Source organism: Leptolyngbya sp. CCY15150 (genome assembly GCF_016888135.1).
Classification (GTDB): Bacteria; Cyanobacteriota; Cyanobacteriia; order RECH01; family RECH01; genus RECH01.
The window spans coordinates 42,829-61,982 of sequence record NZ_JACSWB010000302.1 but is presented as its reverse complement, the minus strand read 5'-3'; the positions used below and the strand labels follow the sequence as shown (position 1 = coordinate 61,982).

The following is a 19,154-nucleotide window of genomic DNA, read 5'->3' as shown; positions in this document are numbered from 1 at the left end:
TTGACATGCTAACGACATCAGTCCGGTTACTCATCTACTATCTCAAGCATCGTCAGATTCCAGTATTCACTTAAATCATTCTTGATTGCGCAACGCCATTGATTAAGTTAGTTTCATTCTAAGAATTGACGACAGTTATGATCACTGCCTCAACTCCTGAACGATGTTGTGAGAATATCAGATGATTGGGAGACGGGATACTTAAACATCTGGATGTCTAGACATCAGACCTTATCGGAAATAGGAGAGAAGCAGCTGCAAGTCAACTTCACCCGTAGTTGTTTGGAATTAAGCGGCTTCTGTCAGAGAATTCTGTTGCTTGGCTCGATGGGTCAGGCGGAAGTTGTGCAAACCACAGCCGGTTTCCATGACGTCATCCACGTAATGGTCAACCCAATCACGAAACGGTTGCATTAGAAGGTGTTGCTGAATTGGGAGACACATCTAGCTAGGCTCCCCTACCCCTTCTTCCCGGTATCCCTTGCTTCTAAAGCCTCCCTCAACAGCATTTCCACCACAAACGTAAACGATCGCTGCTCTCTTTCTGCGATCGCTTGAATGGCCTCTCTCATGGGGTCTGGTAGGTAAATACTGGTTTGTCGCTTCTGGGTAGTCATAGCCGCTCTATTTAGCTCTAGAGCAAGCCTAAGTGAAGTGTTGCGAACAAGGGTAATCTACTCTAGATTAGAGTGGATTAGACTGGTCTTGAGAAATCACGGTTGCTCGTTCAAAAGGTGTCTTCCCGATGGCTCAATCTTTCCCACACAAGCGATCGCGCCCGCTTCAGGTCATCCATCGAACCTTCGGGTGTGCCCTTGATCCTGGCCATCTGCACCTCCCGTCAGCCCCTGATTTACCTGCTGCTTTCCCCCAGGTTGAAATGCCGCGCTTTCACCTGGGCGATCGCCTCCGCTGGATTCCCCAGGGCAACGCGACTGATTGGGGCCTGGTCATGGGCCGGTGCTACAGCTATGCCCCCCACTGTCGCTGCTGGCAATGGTGCTACCTGATCTGGCTCGATCCTGCTTCCCCCAGTGCCGCCTGGGTCAGAGCCGACATCGCCTGGGAAGACGACCTCGAACCCTTTGATCAGGAGGCTGCCCAATGAATCCCCGCCCCCTTTCTCCCCGCGAGCAGCATCTGATTGACCGGTACAGCTACTGCCAACTGGGTATGACGCCCCAGCGATTTTACGCCAAGTGGCAGGTGAGCCAGGAAGACATGGCGGCAATCTGCTCCCGCTCGGTCTCGACGGTGCGGGGCTGGTTTCGTAAGGGCCGCAGCTATCGTCGCCCCACCCCAGTTGACCTGCGCCATCTGGCCCTAATGGATTTTTTGCTCGACAACTTTGACCAGATTCCGGCAGACCTTCGGCAGGCTCTCTGCGCCACTGAGCAGGAAGACGATCACACCTAACCCAACATTGTCAATATCACCGTGCTCTGTTTTGGCGAATCGCTCTTGGCTAGGGTGGCATCAACTGCACCGCATTGACGTATCGGGAAGGACAGTCGCGTGAGCCAAGGGCAACGAGTTATGGCCGATATCAAACGCATTCGAGCAGCGCTGGCAGAGCCAGGGCAAGGCTCCTATCGCCTACAAAAGCTGCCTCGGCAGGCCGTTTGGCTCGTTCACAGTAGAGGCGGTAAAACCTACCGACTGACTTTTCAGCCTGCACCCATCAACGCCTGGGCGCTGCATCCTCCGGATCGAGAGGCGTCTGAACTGTTAGGCAAGATTGAGCGGGCGTTGAGCCCTAGCGTTGACAGTGCTGGGGAGAGCGTCCAGGCTTGCTCAAATGAGGTTGTTAGGGGTCAAGAAACTTACCGTTTGGAAAGCCCACAAGACGTTTCATCGGCAGCCTACGAGGTGGAAGCTCCTACAGCCTACAACCAACTGCTCCATCCCTGGTGTGTTGTTCAACTCCTTCCCCACATGCAGCGGCGCACCCTTGCTCGATTTCGGCGTCGCAATGATGCGGATGCCCATTTGAAAGCCCTGGGGCGGCTGAGTTCCTCAGCTCAGTACATCGTTGTATTTGATCCAGCTCCAGCTCCTGCTTCGCTCACGAGGGGGAGGGGTTTGCTTGAAAGTTATGGGTAATCGCGTTTGCATTACAGCTGAGCAGTAACTGTTGCCACCAGCTGCAGTACCGGGGTTGTTGGTGCTACTGTCCGAGACCGCTGAATGCTGGCATTCACCCATAACGACTAGGAATCCATCTCATCCAACCCCAAGGATGGTTTTGGCGGTCAGGTTCAAGTTGGGAAAGACAAAAGACGTAATGCGCTGATCGCCGCGCAGCAATTGCCGGTCGTAACGCCCCTCTGCATTCAAAGTACAGAGGGTTAATGTAGGTTGTTTAGGCCGACCAATAAAGAACTCGCCGCCTAGCCCTTGATAGTCAGCAATCCAGTATTCTGGAATGCCCAGTAGGGCGTAGTCTTCAAGTTTACGGGCATAGTCGTTTTGCCAGTTGCTGCTGACGACCTCCGCCACAAATTTGATGGTGCTGCCAAGGGTGACAACGGGTTGGCTGGCCCACAGCGGCTCTTGAGGCAGGGCGGCTCGGTCTAGGACGATCACATCGGGGCGAAACCCGGTCTGGTTGGCCAGGGGTTTGATTAAGCAGCGATGGGGGATGAAGTAATCGGCCCCTTGCTGCACGATGTCGTAATTGAGCCAGCGGGCGATCGCCGCCGCCACTTCCTCATGAGGCCCCGTCGGTTCCAAGTCAAACAGTTCTCCGTCAATGAGTTCGTAGCGACTGTCATCGCCATACTGAGCGAGAAAGTCGTCAAAGCTCAGGGAAAGGGATTGTGTGGGTCGATCACTTGCGAGTGCCATGGTGGCTTTGGTTGCCCTATGGGAGTGATGGGCGAACGTTACCTTTGCTCAGTCTATCGCGATCGCCTGATGCAAAGCAAGATCGCTTTACCTTCCAGCTTCGCCATCCCTGCTACAACTGGGTCAGGACTTACGCAAGAACCATTGGGATCGCCGGTTGCTTGCCTTGCGTAAGTCCTGGGAGGATATTTAGTCCGCTGATCCCCGGTCTATTGGTGATTCATTTGGGGCAGCCTGGGCGATAACGCCAACATCTCAACACCTAGAGAACCAGCCATGTGGATTATCAGTATCGGGCTAAGATCTCGTCTTAGTTTGTCAACAAGGTAAAGGCAACCACTGCCCTAAACAAAGCGATATCTCTGGCTTGCTCATCCCCATCGCCGGGCATACCGGATGAAAGTACTAAACCAAATGGCCTTGACTCAGAGAGTGGCAACGAGAACTACTGATCCTTGTCCTATTCGTAGAATATCATTCGCCATTGTTTGAGCAGCAGCATTCGCGATCGCCTGCCAGTCCTCTGTAGTGAACATCTGGGCAATCATAGCGATCGCCTCAGCCCGAATCACCTTCTGCTCGTTGGGTAACGCCTGCTCTTCCTCTGCCAACAGCACCTCAATCCAGACCGTTTGTTCGGGGGTGAGATGCCTCAGATGACCATATAAGCATTTTTGCGCCTCCATGTAGACAGCCTCTAGACTCCGCCCGAGCTGCCACGACTCTAACCATCCCTTCAACTCTGGTAACAAGATGGATAGCACTCGCACATACCACCGCTGCCGCTGCAGAGCTTCTGGCGAAGCATCCTTGAGTAACTCCACATAAGGCTGTAGACCCAGCCCAGCCTCAACCGTCCCTTCCTCACTGGCGCGATCGGTATCTGCTTCCCGAACCCAAGCCTCGTCATTGAGCAAGTCCATCAGGTTGCCCGTTTTTCTCAGTTGCTCGGCTAGGATTGCATCATTCATAAGCGATTGGATGAGTTAGAGCGTTAAAGCGGCGTACTCAAAGTATACCAACCCATCTTTGTCCCGGTCAGGGCCATAGTCCGGCATATTGTAACGTCGATAGAAAGCTTCCGCACCCGGCAGCGCATGTAGACCGATGCGACCACCATAACCTAACTCCACACTGCGCTGACGGGCAAAGAGTACGAGTGCCCGTCCGACCCCAATCAGATAGGGAGGATCTTCGAGTAACCGGCGATTCCACGGCGCAGAGGCTAAGTATTCAACATAGACCAGAGGAAACCGTTGCGGCAACCAGGAGCGGTGCCATTGCGTTTCGAGCAAGATGACGCCTTGAAGTAGCGCCTCAAACTCGATGCCGTAAGCTTCATAGCGATCATCATTGACAGCTAGTCGTAACTTATAGGCCCAGTCCCAACTAGCGTCAGGCTGCTCTGTCTCCCGCAGAATGCCTTCCCAGATGTTCTCGATTTGCCCGGTGTGCTCCTGAGTTAATAGGCCTATTGTCGCCGTGACGATGTCATCTGGGGGTTTTGTTAATCGAAGTGGACGGTTCATGAGCATCACCTAGGAATGCCCTAAAGCTTATCAATGAATGTCCTCAACACCAGACTGAAAACTGGTATAGAATTGGTATGAGCCTAAAAATCCTTACCTAAAAGCCTTGTATATCAAGGAAATGTGTCAGCTTCCCAAGCTGAATATCGTGGGTTCGAGTCCCATCACCCGCTTTCAAAAAGGAGAGACAAAACCTTGTTTACCTACACTATTCCATTTGACTCAGCCTATTTTTGACCACTAGATGATGAGGGATGAATTCACTGAACCAACCGTTGCATCATGGGCTGTTCAGAAATGGATTCATCTCAAACATCAGCAACGCTAACGACTTCACCGTTTTGCCTCGAATCGGGCTGAGCAAGATGTTTATACCCAGATTTGGTTTACTCGAATTCGTTCCTTAACCTGCAAATCTTCATTTACCTTCCATACTAGCTGTCTCCAACGAGGAACTAGGACTGCAAAGGCGACAGCAGATCATCGAGCCACACTTCAACCTGAACCCGCAGGCGAATCGAGGTGGTGTTAAATGGCGGGATAGGCTGAGGTAAATAAGCGATCGCCTTGTTATAGTCTGCCACCGCGCAGTTCCAGTCACCATTCAGGTGCTGAACCCGTCCCCGTTCTGCATAGACATGCCCCTGTAGGCAGCTACCCGGCTCCACTAGGTGCAGCGCCACGTCGAAGTTTTCCAGAGCATGTTCATACATCCCCATATCGCGGAAGGTGATGCCTTGGTTGATCCAAGCGCGGATATTGGTTGGGTTGAGCTCAATGGATAAATCGTAGTCTAGGATGGCTTCGAGTACTTCTCCACGGGCCGCATGGTAGTTGGCGCGATTGTTGTAAGCACTATCTAAATTAGGATTAAGAGACAGAGCGCGGTTGTAATCAGCGATCGCTCTGGTGGGTTGACCCATTTGAAAATATACTAACCCTCGGTTGTTGTAGTCCACGGCACTTAGAGGGTTGTGATCAAGTAAAATATCGAACGATGCAATGGCTGTTTCATATTGTCCATTCCGCGCCTCTGACAGCGCAAACTGGCGCAGAGCAGCGTTGTCCTGCTCATCTAGGCTAGAAAAGAGCTGTGGGGCAGTGCGTCGTAGTTTCGCCGCAGGATAGGCCGAAGACTGGGCTGGCCGCCAGCGCCGATGAACTCGGTGGACTAAGCGTAGTGGTGCGGGTCTAGACTGGGTGGTTGGAGAGACGGGCGATTGATCCACAAACGCTCCAACTTTGTCCCAGTGACCTCCAGAGAAATAAGCTTTCATCGTATCCTCACAGTGTGTACAACTCGACAGAGTCACGATCACGAGAAACCTGAATCTGATGGCATGCACTTAGGTCAGCGTGCTTGGATGTTCACGGTAGGCTGCCGACGTAAGGAACACTTGCTTTTACCAATGTCAGATACTCATCGGTTTGATACACACACCCTTATGTCACTTAATAATTTGTCTGAAGGAGAAATGTGAGGTTGAAACTACGGAACTATATTTGGCGCTAATTGGGCTAAAAATCATCCTGATCCTTCAAAGGACAGTTTTACGATCTGGCCCATGGGTCTATACATTTGATCCCCTATTGGTTTGAGGCATCAAATCTCGAATTTCATGGCAAAACTCTAGGCGTTAAGACGTCTCCGTAAATTCTCTGAACTTTTTTAACGACTTGTGAATATGTGAAGTCTTGGTGAAGGATTTTGATGAAAATTCATCCTAGCCTCATGCTGTCCATGGGTTACAGGGGGAGGAAGTTCTCTTCTTGCCAGGCGCTCATGGGGTAGATCAGACCTTGTCGATCGCTCCCCTGGAATGAGACGAGAGGTGGGTGACTGCAGCAGGGCTTCTGCGTTTTGTAACGGTGCTAGGCCAAGCGGCGGGCGATCGCTATAGAATGCTAAGGCAGTTGGGGCTGGTAGTCCAACTCTATGCCAGATGAGTGTACGACTCGATAGTAGCGCAGAGATCAGCAAGGGCGATCGCCCATAGTTTATCTGACTCTCATTGCTTTATCAAGACCTAAGAGTTCTGTACCATCTGTTCTACCTAAGATCTTAACTACTTGAGATCGATAGATCTAGTTTGATCCCTGTTTGCTAGTTGTTTAATCTCGAACCTATGACCTCAGCATCCCTCTTAGCCAACGCTCCCGATCTCACCGCCGATGACTACATTGTCATTGGTCTAGCTGCCTGCTTCCTCCGAGATGATGGTGAAATGCATCCGGTGCAAGTGGCCGAACCTATTCCCTCTGCTGCCCTGGAAGCTGTCCTCAAAGGTATTCCCACCTCCTACGACGTGGCCTTCGGTACCACGGTAGGCACAATTATGAATGACCAGGGATACCTGACGTCGATTCCCGATGCGGCTGAGCATGTGCAGCTTTGCGATCAGTTTATGGAACGGGCGATCGCTGCTGCCCGCACCTACAAAGTTCGCCCTGAAGCTAGCCAGCATATCCCCGTGGGCACGGCTTTCCGAGATCTCAACCATTCCACCGAGCGGAAACGGGTTTTGAACTCTGAGCGCATTGTCAAAACGGAAGACAATGTGAAGCAACATGCCTACACCCACCAGAAGCTGTAGGAAGGGTCAGGATGTTGAAGCTTTATGGCGCTGCTCGCAGTCGAGCGTCGATTGTGCAGTGGTATTTGGAGGAGCTAGAGGTTCCCTACGAGTTCATCCTGCTCGATTTGCAGGCTAAAGAACATCGCCAGGCAGATTTCTTGGCGATCAATCCCTTTGGGAAGGTGCCTGCCATTGTGGACGGCACCGTTGTTCTCTGGGAGTCGGGCGCAATTTTGCTCTATCTAGCAGAGCGCTATGGCGGGGCTCAAACGCTTGAAGAACGAGCCCTCCTAGCCCAATGGTCGCTGTTTGCCAACGCTACGTTCGGGCCAGGGATCTTCATTGAATCTAGCCGAGAACGGGAGATGCCCAATCTGTTTGGTACCCTCAGCCGGGTGTTGGAACAGCAGCCCTTTGTGTTGGGCGATCGCTTCACGGCGGCGGATGTGGCGGTGGGTTCTTACTTGGCCTATGTGCCCATGATGTTAAAGATTGGGTATGATGACTATCCGGTTCTGCAAACCTATCTCAACACCTTGATGCAGCGCCCTGCCTTTCAGCGTTCTCTCGGAGCGCGATCGCCCGTATCCTAGGCAGGTAGCAATTTCACCCTGAACTTGCCCCTGTAGTAGGACTCCAGCGTTCCCTGAGCGAAGCCGAAGGGAACGCCAGGTCGGCTGATCGTTTCTGAGCTATGAGCACCCATCACCATCTCTCTCAAACCCTACTCAACCTCGATCGTCAGAGCTACAAAGCCTATAAGCAACTCCAGGGTACCTACACGTTCCCAGGCTTTACCCTGATCATCGACCATGTGCAAGGCGATCCCTTTGCCGCGCCTAGTCGGGTGCGGGTGCAGGTGCCCCAGCAGGGGACTCACGGAGCTGGTTTTCCTGCCGATTTAATGCGATCGCCTAGCCGCCACCTAGCATTGCGCGACTATCTCCATCGCCAGGTCTATCGCGCCGCTCATCAAGGGCGATCGCAGCGGGGCAGTGGCAAAAGTGGGTTGATATCAATGGCTGCGCCGGTGCAACAGGTGCTCGATCGCAATGCGGTGTTGCTGGATGATCACCAGATTGAAGTGCGGTTTGTGGTGGGATTGCCGGCTCAGGGGCGCAGCATTTTGGGACGGCAGGCGGCGGCGTTGCTCTGTGACGATATTCCCAAGCTGGTGGCACGATCGCTGCGTTATGACGTGCTGGATGCCGATCAGATGCGGCAGCATGTGGAAACGGTGGAAGATGCCGACGCTCTGCGATCGCACCTGAAGGAGCGGGGGCTGGTGGCGTTTATTGCCGATGGTGCTATCCTGCCGCGCCGCAGCGGGATCGACGATCGCCCTTTAGATGTGGATTCTATTCCATTTCAGTCGCCACCCTCTCTGCGGGTAGAGCTCACCTGTCCCAATCGCGGCCCGGTCACCGGTATGGGCATTCCCCAAGGCATTAGTCTGATTGTGGGGGGCGGCTACCATGGCAAATCAACGCTGCTGAATGCGATCGCCACGGGAGTGTATAACCACATTCCTGGGGACGGCCGAGAGCGGGTGGTGACGGAGCCCACTGCGATGAAGATTCGGGCTGAGGATGGCCGTAGCATCGTCCGGGTCAACATTTCTCCGTTTATTAACCATCTTCCCCAAGGGCGATCGACCCAGCACTTTTCCAGCGACAATGCTAGCGGTAGCACCTCCCAAGCTGCTAATACGATTGAAGCGGTGCAGGCGGGAGCCCATACGCTCTTGGTGGATGAAGATACCTCCGCCACGAATTTTATGATTCGCGATCGCCGGATGCAGGCGCTGATTGCCAAGGATCAGGAGCCCATTACGCCCTTTCTAGACAAAATTCGCCAGCTCTATCAAGACTACGGTGTCTCCACCCTTTTGGTGATGGGCGGCAGTGGCGATTACTTTGATGTGGCGGATACGGTGATCGCAATGACGCAGTATGTGCCCCAAGAGGTGACCCAACAGGCCAGGGCGATCGCTCAAGAGTATGCAAGCCAGCGCAGGCCGGAGGGTGGGCAGCACTTTGGGGTACTGACGCCCAGGGTGCCCAGGGTTCAAGGGCTAGGCGGACGGGACGATCGCCGCATCAAGGTAACCGTTCGCGATCTAGATGAGATCCAGATTGGCCCTGAAACCATTGATCTATCAGCGGTTGAGCAATTGGTCGATCCAGCCCAACTGCGCACCATCGGCCTAGCGATCGCTGCCCTCCATGACACCTCGCCCCGCGCCAGTCTCGCCGCTGTTGTCCAGGACTGGATTGACCGGATTCAAGCCCAGGGCTTTGATGTGCTCACGGGCTATCCTAGCGGTGATTGCGCCATGGTGCGCCCGCTAGACTTTGCTGCCGCCCTGAATCGCCTGCGATCGCTTCATATTGACGAGGGCGATCGCCGATGATTGCCAAACCTTAACCAAACCCCAACCTTACAATTACCTACCCTTTAATCGAGCCTTCTATAGTGAAGCCAGCGTTTCGAGATTATAGTTACTATGCTTCATTCCCCGGTTCTAGAAGCGCCGCTCCAAGCTGACCTGCGTCAGTTGCTTGAAGAACTCTATCAGGGACGAAGTCTATACCCTTACACCAGCGGTCAGACCATTGACATGAAGCCAGATGAAATCTGGGTGGTCTGCCGTGGAGTGGTTCAGTTAGGAACGCTCTACGATAGCGGTGACGAGTCGCTGCTGGGGTTGGCTTGCTCATCTATGCCCTTTGGCTTGCCGCTCACCCTCATTCGCCCCTATCAAGCGATCGCCCTATCGGATGTAGATCTCATGCGTCTGACCTTGGCTGAGGTTGAGCAATCTCCCGCCCTTGCGCAAGGTATCTTCCGCCATGTAGCTCGGCGTCTCCAGCAAACCGAGGCGATCCTAGCTATGGTGGGCTATCGTCGGGTCGAAGATCGCCTACGTCATTTGATCCTATTGTTGACCCAGCAAGTGGGGCAGCCCTGTGAAGCAGGAACTCGCGTGGGTGTGCGGCTCACCCATCAACAGCTTGCCAATGCTATTGGCACCACTCGGGTAACCGTGACGCGCCTGCTCACCCAACTGCGAGAGGAAGGTTGGATCATGATCGATCGACAGCGCCATCTAGTTGTATGTAGTCCCCTTTTATCTCAAGAGTCTAGGTAAGAATATTCAGATTTTTCAGATTTTTCAGTAAAACTATCAGGTTGGGCTATGAGGTGCGACGAGGACTACAGCTCCTCGCCCCTCTTTTTTATGGATATTTATCCAATAGTGTTAAATAAGCTGCGACGTAGGGATCTGTTAGGCAAAGCCGTAACGTACCGTTGTGCTGATGAGAAGAGGATTGAGCGAAGCTGAAACCCGGCAATATAGCTTCATTTCATTGAGTTCACCTACGTATTATGGTAGCTTGGGCTCAGGTTCATGATTCCATCATCCTATCCCAATCATGCAAAGCACTATCACCCTGGGCAATGTCCTGGCTCTGTTTGGCGCTATGGTCGTCTTGGCATCGATTCCTAGTGTCAGTGTCTTAGCCGTTTCGACCCGAGCCGCCACCTCTGGATTGATTCACGGAGCATTGACGGCGCTTGGGGTTGTGCTAGGTGATGTTATTTTTATATTGATTGCCATTTTAGGCTTATCTCTGCTGATCGAGGCAATAGGCCCGTTCTTTGTTCTGATCAAATATCTGGGAGCTGCTTATCTGATTTTGATAGGAGTTCAGCTATTCCGATCAAAGCCTGTCAGTCTAGAGCTTGGGGAGGCAATTCCGTCATCGCACTTATCTAGCTTTTTGACGGGACTGCTGATTACCTTGGCGGATCAGAAGGCGATTTTCTTCTATTTGGGTTTCTTCCCAGCTTTTCTTGATCTATCGAAGGTTTCCTATGTAGACGCTGGCATCATTATTGCTACGGCAATTCTGTCGGTGGGCGGGGTGAAACTGGGTTATGCCATTCTGGCAGATAGGGCTAGATTGCTGGTGAGTGTGAAGGTGAGGCGATCGCTCAACTGGCTAGCGGGCAGTGTCATGATAGCTGTCGGTATCGTGTTAGTGGCGACAGCTCGGGTTTAGATGGTGTCGCTGGGAACGCTATGGCAATCAGGCGATCGCCATGGATGCTTCCGTGGGAAGAATGACTTCAAAAACCGTGCCTGCTGATGGCGCTGACTGCACGCCAATAGTACCGCCATGGGCTTCCACGACCATCTTACAAAAAGCTAGCCCTAAGCCAATTTGATCTACATGATCCATAAGCGTGCCAACTTCATACTTTTCAAAGATCCGATCCTGAAGGGTCTCGGAGACGCCTGGCCCAGAGTCGATCACCTGAATCTTACAAGCGTCGTCCCAAGAGACTACCGTCATCTGGATCTCACCATCCATAGGTGAGAACTTAATGGCATTGGACAGCAGGTTATCCAGCATTCGATGGATCATGTTGCGATCGATGGAGACGGGTTGCTTGGGTGCGTTGGATACTTGCCCCAAAATAGTCAGTCGTTTTTGGCAGGCGATCGCTTCAAAGTTTTGGATGACAGACTGAACTAGCTCACCGAGGTCAACCTCTTGATAATTGAGGCGGATAACGCCAGACTCTAACAACGACATGTGTAAGAGATCATCAATCAACCTCTGAAGAGATAAAGCTGACTCGTAGATATCATCTAGACGCTTGTGCAGCTTCTCGGGTGAACAGTCAATATTTTTTAATATATCAATGCCTAGGATGACGCTGCTGAGAGGATTACGTAGATCATGGATAATCATTTTAACCATATCTTCGCGGAGTTCTAGCAGATTCTGTAAATCATCATGCTGATGCTTAATGCGCAGCATAGAATGCACCCGGGCCTGCAGCTCAGTACTGTTGACGGGTTTACTAATGAAATCATCTGCTCCCGCCGATAAACAACGAGCTAGATCTGCTTTAGAGTTGAGGGCCGTCACCATAATAATCGGGACGGCCTGCCATTGTTTTTGGGATTTGATGTATCGACAGACTTCGATACCATCCATCTCTGGCATCATCACATCCAGTAAAATCAGATCTGGTTTACATATCCCTAAGAGGGCGATCGCCTCTTGTCCACTATCTGCATAATGTAATTGATAGCATTCGGCCTGGAATTCTTCATAAAGTGGATGACTTAAAAGCGTTTCAACGACATCAAAATTGTCAGCTTCATCATCAACAACTAAGATAGATACTGGTTTCATGATGGCTCCTTTCCTAGGTTCAACTGGTTTTGGATAGCCATGAGTAACTGTTTGAGTTTGACAGGTTTACTCAAGTAGTCATTGGCTCCGGCGGCTATGCAGCGATCGCGATCGCCTTCCATGGCTAGGGAGGTCAGGGCAATGATCGGCACCTCTGTTAGCTGGGGATAGCGACGAATGGTCTGCATAGCCTCTAATCCATCCATTTCTGGCATCTGAATATCCATCAAGATAATATTAGGGCATTCAGACTGAGCCAGAGCAATGGCCTCCTGTCCATTTCTAGCTAATATGAGTTGATACCCCTTGGCACGCAGATAACTTGCAATGGTTCTAATATTCGCTTCATTATCCTCCGCTAGGAGAATCAGCGGGGATGAATGCACCATGGAAGATGGGGCAGGTGGATCTGGGTCAATGGTACTTCCGTCACATGAGGCCGATAGGTAGGGTAAATCAACTGTAAAGCAACTGCCAACGCCCAGCTCACTGGTGAGCCTAACCTGCCCATGGTGAAGATCAACGATCTGCTTCACTAGCGCTAGCCCCAATCCTGTACCTTGATATCTGCGGTTGAGGGCGCTATCAATTTGCACAAAGGGTTGGAAGAGTTTCTGGATATCATCCGGGCTAATGCCGATCCCGGTGTCGCTAATTGAAAAACGAAGATACGTCTGAGATTCATCCTCTCGACTGTGAGACCAGTGAGAAACCTCTAGGGTAATACGTCCACCCTCAGGGGTAAATTTGACGGCGTTATTGAGCAGGTTGATCAACACTTGGCGGATGCGCCGTTCATCTAGGATAATATCCGGCAGGCTTAAAGGTAAGTTAACCGCTAGTTGGATACGCTTGTTGAGCGCTTGCTGTTTGATGAAGGACAAGCTGGATTGGCAGAGGTTAGCGATCGCTGTAGGTTGACAGTCTAGTTCAACTTGTCCAGCCTCAATCTTGGCAACGTCCAAAATGTCGTTGATCAACTCTAGGAGATGCAGGCCGCTACGCTCGATGGTTTGCAATGCTCTAATTTGTTCTGCATTTACCGGGCCAAAAACATCATCCTGCAAGCCTTCAGACATACCCAGAATGGCATTGAGCGGGGTACGAAGTTCGTGGCTCATGTTGGCCAAGAATTCATCCTTGAGGCGGGTGGCACGGAGCAGTTCCTGGTTACGTTCGGTGAGCTGCTGTTGGGTCAACTGGCGCTCGGTGAGTTCTTGCTGCAACTGCTCAAACAGATGGGATTGCTGGATGGCGATCGCTAGTTGGTTGGCAATTTGCTGCAAAAGCTGGGCCTCGTCTTGATGCCAGACCCGCCGGGTATGGCAGGCATGAACCACTAGCACTCCCCACAGTTTATTGTTGCTCTCGGGAGACACCCAGCGATGGACTTCGGAATCGTGCAGTTCTTGGAGAATTGGGGCGACAATTTTGGACTGGATCTGTCCGGTCTGGGAATAGTCCACCAAACAACCTGTCCAGATGTCGTCCATCACGTCTGGCACAATCCGGGGCTGTCCCTGCCAGTAGTGTTCTAGAATCTCTGGAGACCAGACTTCATCCCCCCAGTGCATAGATTTAAGGCGGGGCAAGTCGGGGGCAACGGCCTCCTCAACGATCTGGCTGTGGTCATCGTGGCAAACCTGAAACACGATCACCCGATCGCTACCCAGCAGTTCCTGCACCTGCTGGGTAGCGATCGCCAACAGTTCTGGCAAATTCAGGGACTGCCGAATCTGTTGCAGAATCAGCTCTAGGGCCGTTTGCTGCCGCAGTTGCTGGGTGATAGTGGCCTCTGCTCGCTGGCGTTCCTGCAATTCGGCCTGGAGTTGCTTGTAGAGAATGGCCTGCTGGATGGCGATCGCCAACTGGTTGGCCAGTTGCTGTCCTAGATCAATTTCAGGCTGGTGCCAATGGCGAGGGCCGTCGCATTGGTGAATGCACAGTAGCCCCCACAACTGATCGTTGCAGAGCAAGGGCATGACCAAGTTGGCCCGCACCTGAAACTCGCTCAAAATGTTGGTATGGCAGGTCTCTAAGCCATTCCGGTAGATGTCGTCTACGACGTAGTAGCGCCCTTGGGCATAGAGGCTGGCATAGTTTTCACCAAAGCAGTGGTCATGCACCCGCATGGCCACCACGGAAGGGAAGCCGTTGACCACCGACTCCGCCACAAATTCGCCGTCGTTGTAGCCAGAGTTGGGGTCAAGCTTGAAAATGCCCACCCGATCGGCTTGCAGGCAGGTGCGAATTTCCTGACAGGCGGTGTCAAAAATGGTCTGTAGGTCGAGGGATTGGCGAATACGCTGGCTGATCTCCCGCAGGACGGTTTCTCGTGCTGCTTGCTGACGAATAATTTCTTCACTGTATTTGCGCTCAGTAATATCTTCAGCAATACCGGCTAGACGGTAAATCTCGCCCTGGGCATTGCGGATGGGGAAGGCCCGATCATGAATCCAGCGCTGGATGCCATCGGGGCGAATAATTCGATATTCTTCGTCGAAGGTACCTTGGATTTGTTTGGGAATAGCCGCTAACACTCGCTCCTGGTCTTCAGCATGAATCATTTCAAGCCAGGCATCAGGCGTCACGTAGAGTTCGGTGCAGGGACGACCCCAAATCCGCTCGTAGGCAGGGCTAACGTAGACCCGATCAGCGCGATTCAGATGCAAAATCCAAAAGACCGCATCGACCACTTCGGCAAGTTGGCGAAACTTTTCTTCACTTTCCCGCAGGGCATTTTCTGATTGCTTGCGATCGCTAATGTCCACCACAGCATAAACACAGCGACCATCATGCTTAGAGAGCAAGGCGACGCCGATCAAGACCGCGACGCGACGACCATCGGGACGCAGATACTCCTTCTCCCAAGGCAAGATCTCTCCATAGCGCATTAACTGAGCGATCGCCCGCTGGTCAGATTCCACATACTCTGGAGGGGTGATCTGTGTCCAGTTGATGCGATGGGCTTCTAAGTCAGCCCGGCTGTAGCCAATGAGGTCTAGGAAGCGATCGTTTGCATCTGTGACCTGACCGCCAAAGTCGGTAAACATCATTCCCACTACGTTGGACTCAAACACTCGCCGAAAACGGATTTCGCTATCGTTGAGAGCTAGTTCTGCCGCTTGGCGATCGCTGATATCAGTCAGCGTGCCCACGTATCCAATCTGTTTTCCGTTCGTATCGGTTTCAACAACAATTTGACAGTAGTACCAGACAATACTGCCGTCATCGCGCAAAATTCGAGCTTCATGTTGAAATGGCATAGCCGCGCCGGACTGCAACCATTGCTGGCTTGCCGTCTGGCTGCGCTCCCGATCATCAGGATGGATGGTTTCTAGCCAGCGATCGCCCATGGCAAAGGCGATCGGTTTGCCAGTCATGTCGCTCCAGCGCTCGTTGACGTAGATGCATTGTCCTTGAAGATCGAAGCGAAAAATGGCCACAGGGGCCGCTTGAGCTAGCGTGGCATAGCGCTGTTCGCTCTCCCGTAGTGCCTGTTCTGCCTGTTTTCGATCGCTAATATCCTCACAAACACAAATCAGGAGGTTATCTGCCGCGATCGTCAGTGACAACTGCTCAGGGAAGGTTGTGCCATCTTTGCGAGTTGCGATCACTTCTCCCTGCCAGGACTTCCGCTCATCTAAAACAGGCAAAATGTCCTGATCAAACCGTGCTAGTTCCTCAGGAGAGTACATAATTCGCCAACTCTGGCCGATCAGTTCCTCCGTACTTGGATAGCCAAACAATGCCGCATGGGAAGAGTTGAGATACAGGTAACGCCCATCTTCAAGGATGGCGATGCCATTCACGGCGGCTTCGATTAACGCCAACTGGCGTTGTAAGGCAATTTTGGCGTTGTGACGTTCGGTGATGTCTTGATAGGTGCCCAGAACCCCAATAACATCGCCGGCCAGATTACGCAGGGGGAGTTTGTTGGTTTCAACCCAGATGATCGTGCCATCCTGTTGGTACTGAGTTTCGATAAGGCCAAGTTTAGCCTTGCCACTTTCGATGACGGCGCGATCGTTGGCGCGATAGTCTTCCGCTTCCGTTGCGCCCCAGGGTAGATCCAAGTCGGTTTTGTCCACCAATTCTGAAACGGAACTGAGGGCTGCATGTTGGAGAAAGCGCTGGTTGCCCCCGAGGTAGTTGGAGGTTCGATCTTTCCAAAATACCGAGATGGGCACGGTGTCTAAGATAGTTTGCAGAAATTGTTGGGATTCTTGTAGGGCGGCTTCGTAGTGCTTGCGATCGCGAATATCGTGGAAGATGGCTTGGACAATGGTTTCTCCTCCTACGTTAATCACGGAGGCGGTTGAATCCACAGGGATTCAACCGCCTCGCCGCAGGAACTCAAGGCTTAAGGTTCCCGAGTGTTCCCGATTGATCAGAGCTTCAAAGGCTTGCGTCAATGTGGGCAAGGTGTCTGGGGGATGAAGCTGGGTGAAGTGCATTCCCACCAACTCGTGGCGGTCGTATCCCAACAGATCCGCTGCTGTTTGGTTGGCTTCAATCAGGTATCCCTCGGTATTGGTTAGCAGAATGGCATCGCTGGCTCCCTCCATCAGGGCGCGGTAGCGGGCTTCACGGGCTTCCAGTTCGGCGGTGCGCTCAGCCACCCGAGCTTCCAGTTCGGTATTGAGCCGGGCCAGTTCCAGTTCGGCTTGCTGGCGATCATGAATTTCGTCCTGAAGCTGTTGGTGGCGAGTGGCCTGCTGGAGGGCGATCGCCAATTGTGTGGAGAGCGATCGCAGAAACTCAACCTCCGTCGGTTGCCAGTCGCGGGGCTGCATCTCGGTCACATTCAGCAGACCCCATAGCTGATCTCCACAGCACAAGGGCACCAAAATCTTGGCTCGGGTCTGGAGCTGGGTCAGCATGTCGCGGTGGCAGTCCGACATCTCGGTGGCGTAGATATCGGGCACGACCCGAATTCGTCCTTGGCGATAGATCTCCGCTTGGGTTTCCCGAAAGCAGGTGTCGTTAATATGTTCTCCTATCAGGGAGAGATCAGACGTGGTGGACTCGGCTACTACCACGTTGGCCCACTCTGCCTCAAACCGCCAGATGTTGACGCGATCGCAGCCTAAAATTCTCCGCACCTGCCGCACCGTGGTGTCTAAAATCACCTGCACATCCAGGGATGCCAAGATTTGGGAGGATAACCCGGCCATGAGGCGATCGCGCTCCGCCTGCACCTGAATGGTTTGGGTGCGCTCTGCCACCTGCCGCTCCAGCTCCGCCGCCCGAATTTCTAACAGCGAAATCCGCTCTGCTTCTAAGCGGTTTACCTTTTTCTCTAGCACCTCTGCTAGGTTGTAGAGCTCTAACGGGTTAAAAGCCTGCAGCAAGCTGCTTTGGGTGACGATACCTAGCAACTCTCCCTGCTCCCCAGCCACAATGACCCGGCGAATCCACTGCTGTTCCATCACCTTTTGCACCGTCCACAGAGATTCTGTGGGCGTGATGGTAAACACCGGACTACTCATCACCTCTCGGGCTAAGGTTGTGGGTAAATTGAGCTCTAGGGCTTGGAACTGAACCAGATCACGCTCGGTGAGCAGCCCCACGGCTCGGTGAAAGGGGGCATCAGCACTACCGCCAGGGACAGTAATGACCACGGAACTCACCCGCCGCTCGGTCATCAGGCGAGCAATTTCTAGCATGGAACTGTCAGGTGAGGCACAGAGTACTGACGAGGTCATCACCTCTTGCACCAGCCGCAACCGCAGTAAATCTACAGGGCGGGTCAGTTGTCGTAGGCTTTCATGGGTGACGAGGCCAATCAGGCAATCCTGATCGTCCACGATGGGCACATGGCGAATACGATGCTGTTGCAGCAGGTTGATGGTGGTGAATAAATCTATCAGATCTGATTCCCGTAGGGTGATCACCGGCTGGGTCATCACCTGGGCAATGGGCAACTGATCCAAGGGGTGCTGCTGAGCGCTGAGGCGCACGACGTCTCGCTCGGTTAAGATACCCACCACCCGATCCTGCTCCACGACGACCACACAACTGGAACGGGCCTCCAAGTGCAGGGTATTGTCTGGGGATTGGCTGCGATCAGAACTGCACTGGGCGCGCACCCCACTCATAGCCGCGATCGCAGCCTGCACCGTAGTGTCAAGTGATACGACGATCGGTTTCTGAACCGTTGCCGCAGCTAAGTTCGCATGGACACAGCTAACCGGATGACTACACATGAAGGTGTCTCGTCATAAATAAAAGTTTTTTCTACTATAGCCAGGCGTAATCTAGGAAAAACCTCGATGGTTTGAGTAAAAGTTGTGATTTATTTAAACATTTCTGAGGCTCGATGTCTCAAAGGCGCGTTCATGATTCATAACATTCCATGATTCATCGCACTCATCAATGATGCCCTCATGGTTTTGCACCTAAAGGCCTTGAATTTACCGTAACTTGAGTTTGGGATAAGCTGAAAGCCTCGTTCTCTCGTGGACTAAGATCTTGATTCTTTCATGCAGTACGTTGAAAAATCTCCTTAACCCGAACTGATGTTACCGTACGGATGATGTCACTTCATGACTATAGCGTAGAGAACTTAGCTTGTGCATCCCATCGCATCGGTTCCTGCACTAAGCCGTTTCCAGCCAGTCAAAAATACTGTCAAGCTGTTCTAGGGTCACCAAACCATACTGCCAAAGCACCATAGGCAATAGGTGAGGAAGTTGCCCATTCAATTGTCGCAGTGCAGTGGCGATCGCTGCATCGGAAAGGTCAAGGTCAGCTTGGAGGAAGCGAATAAGTTTGGATTGAAGGGGATTCATGGGAGGGGCCGTGCAGGTCTGAGGTTAGTATAGGTAGGTTTGTGGCGCAGGAGTACAGGGAAGATACGGTTTTAGTCCCAATAATAATTTTATATCTCCGTATATTTCTATAGAAACCGTTGCCTCAATAGATACCACGCTATGTTTCCTGCAAGTCGTCCCATCAGCGATACACTTCGTAATAGCTGACGATGG

The 19,154-nt window shown here is 52.4% G+C and carries 18 protein-coding genes; 8 read left to right on the top strand and 10 right to left on the bottom strand.

Annotated elements, in window-relative coordinates; all coding sequences use genetic code 11:
* Positions 1-288: 288 nt before the first annotated feature.
* Both JUJ53_RS25310 and JUJ53_RS24405 read right to left on the bottom strand, forming a co-directional pair.
* Positions 289-414 carry a hypothetical protein gene (locus JUJ53_RS25310; RefSeq protein WP_275415847.1) on the bottom strand — a complete coding sequence of 42 codons (126 nt, stop codon included), beginning with the start codon at positions 412-414 and terminating at the stop codon, positions 289-291.
* A gap of 44 nt (positions 415-458) precedes the next feature.
* Complete coding sequence (locus JUJ53_RS24405) at positions 459-617, bottom strand: ribbon-helix-helix protein, CopG family (protein ID WP_204154661.1); 159 nt, start codon at positions 615-617, stop codon at positions 459-461.
* 128 nt (positions 618-745) lie between these two features.
* Between JUJ53_RS24405 and JUJ53_RS24905 the strand changes: the two genes are divergently transcribed.
* The 3 genes from JUJ53_RS24905 (at position 746) to JUJ53_RS24390 (ending at position 2,103) form a co-directional block, all read left to right on the top strand.
* Positions 746-1,108: a hypothetical protein gene (locus JUJ53_RS24905; RefSeq protein WP_239125337.1), complete on the top strand. Its 363-nt coding sequence runs from the start codon at positions 746-748 to the stop codon at positions 1,106-1,108.
* The gene (locus JUJ53_RS24395; RefSeq protein WP_204154660.1) at positions 1,105-1,416 is read left to right on the top strand and encodes a helix-turn-helix domain-containing protein; all 312 of its coding nucleotides are present in this window, start codon (positions 1,105-1,107) and stop codon (positions 1,414-1,416) included. Before JUJ53_RS24905 ends, JUJ53_RS24395 begins: the two co-directional genes overlap by 4 nt.
* A 120-nt stretch (positions 1,417-1,536) precedes the next feature.
* Positions 1,537-2,103 (top strand): hypothetical protein, encoded by a 567-nt coding sequence (locus JUJ53_RS24390; RefSeq protein WP_204154666.1) that lies wholly within the window; start codon positions 1,537-1,539, stop codon positions 2,101-2,103.
* Positions 2,104-2,223: 120 nt separating this feature from the next.
* Here the strand turns inward: JUJ53_RS24390 and JUJ53_RS24385 are convergent, their stop codons facing one another.
* The 4 genes from JUJ53_RS24385 to JUJ53_RS24370 form a co-directional block, all read right to left on the bottom strand.
* Positions 2,224-2,847, bottom strand: a complete 624-nt coding sequence (locus tag JUJ53_RS24385; RefSeq protein ID WP_204154659.1) for a Uma2 family endonuclease — start codon at positions 2,845-2,847, stop codon at positions 2,224-2,226.
* 425 nt (positions 2,848-3,272) lie between these two features.
* Positions 3,273-3,818, bottom strand: a complete 546-nt coding sequence (locus JUJ53_RS24380) for a hypothetical protein (RefSeq protein ID WP_204154658.1) — start codon at positions 3,816-3,818, stop codon at positions 3,273-3,275.
* Between the two features lie 15 nt (positions 3,819-3,833).
* Positions 3,834-4,376 (bottom strand): GNAT family N-acetyltransferase, encoded by a 543-nt coding sequence (locus JUJ53_RS24375; RefSeq protein ID WP_239125336.1) that lies wholly within the window; start codon positions 4,374-4,376, stop codon positions 3,834-3,836.
* A gap of 455 nt (positions 4,377-4,831) precedes the next feature.
* Positions 4,832-5,653 (bottom strand): tetratricopeptide repeat protein, encoded by an 822-nt coding sequence (locus JUJ53_RS24370; RefSeq protein WP_204154657.1) that lies wholly within the window; start codon positions 5,651-5,653, stop codon positions 4,832-4,834.
* An 849-nt stretch (positions 5,654-6,502) separates the two neighbouring features.
* Here JUJ53_RS24370 and JUJ53_RS24365 point away from each other — a divergent pair.
* From JUJ53_RS24365 to JUJ53_RS24345, 5 genes are all read left to right on the top strand, one after another.
* The gene (locus tag JUJ53_RS24365; protein ID WP_204154656.1) at positions 6,503-6,970 is read left to right on the top strand and encodes a hypothetical protein; all 468 of its coding nucleotides are present in this window, start codon (positions 6,503-6,505) and stop codon (positions 6,968-6,970) included.
* Positions 6,971-6,981: 11 nt separating this feature from the next.
* The gene (locus JUJ53_RS24360; RefSeq protein WP_204154655.1) at positions 6,982-7,545 is read left to right on the top strand and encodes a glutathione S-transferase family protein; all 564 of its coding nucleotides are present in this window, start codon (positions 6,982-6,984) and stop codon (positions 7,543-7,545) included.
* A gap of 101 nt (positions 7,546-7,646) precedes the next feature.
* Complete coding sequence (locus tag JUJ53_RS24355) at positions 7,647-9,365, top strand: ABC-ATPase domain-containing protein (protein ID WP_204154654.1); 1,719 nt, start codon at positions 7,647-7,649, stop codon at positions 9,363-9,365.
* A 93-nt stretch (positions 9,366-9,458) separates the two neighbouring features.
* Positions 9,459-10,103 carry a Crp/Fnr family transcriptional regulator gene (locus JUJ53_RS24350; protein WP_204154653.1) on the top strand — a complete coding sequence of 215 codons (645 nt, stop codon included), beginning with the start codon at positions 9,459-9,461 and terminating at the stop codon, positions 10,101-10,103.
* A 286-nt stretch (positions 10,104-10,389) separates the two neighbouring features.
* Positions 10,390-11,019, top strand: a complete 630-nt coding sequence (locus JUJ53_RS24345; protein WP_204154652.1) for a LysE family translocator — start codon at positions 10,390-10,392, stop codon at positions 11,017-11,019.
* Positions 11,020-11,046: 27 nt separating this feature from the next.
* Here JUJ53_RS24345 and JUJ53_RS24340 read toward each other — a convergent pair whose 3' ends face one another.
* From JUJ53_RS24340 to JUJ53_RS24325, 4 genes are all read right to left on the bottom strand, one after another.
* Complete coding sequence (locus JUJ53_RS24340; RefSeq protein ID WP_204154651.1) at positions 11,047-12,165, bottom strand: hybrid sensor histidine kinase/response regulator; 1,119 nt, start codon at positions 12,163-12,165, stop codon at positions 11,047-11,049.
* Positions 12,162-16,493, bottom strand: coding sequence for a PAS domain S-box protein (locus JUJ53_RS24335; protein WP_204154650.1), 4,332 nt, complete (start codon positions 16,491-16,493; stop codon positions 12,162-12,164). The genes JUJ53_RS24340 and JUJ53_RS24335 overlap by 4 nt, the downstream gene beginning before the upstream one ends.
* A 6-nt stretch (positions 16,494-16,499) precedes the next feature.
* Positions 16,500-18,374 carry a CBS domain-containing protein gene (locus JUJ53_RS24330; protein WP_204154649.1) on the bottom strand — a complete coding sequence of 625 codons (1,875 nt, stop codon included), beginning with the start codon at positions 18,372-18,374 and terminating at the stop codon, positions 16,500-16,502.
* A 393-nt stretch (positions 18,375-18,767) separates the two neighbouring features.
* Complete coding sequence (locus JUJ53_RS24325) at positions 18,768-18,959, bottom strand: DUF2949 domain-containing protein (RefSeq protein ID WP_204154648.1); 192 nt, start codon at positions 18,957-18,959, stop codon at positions 18,768-18,770.
* Positions 18,960-19,154: the final 195 nt, after the last annotated feature.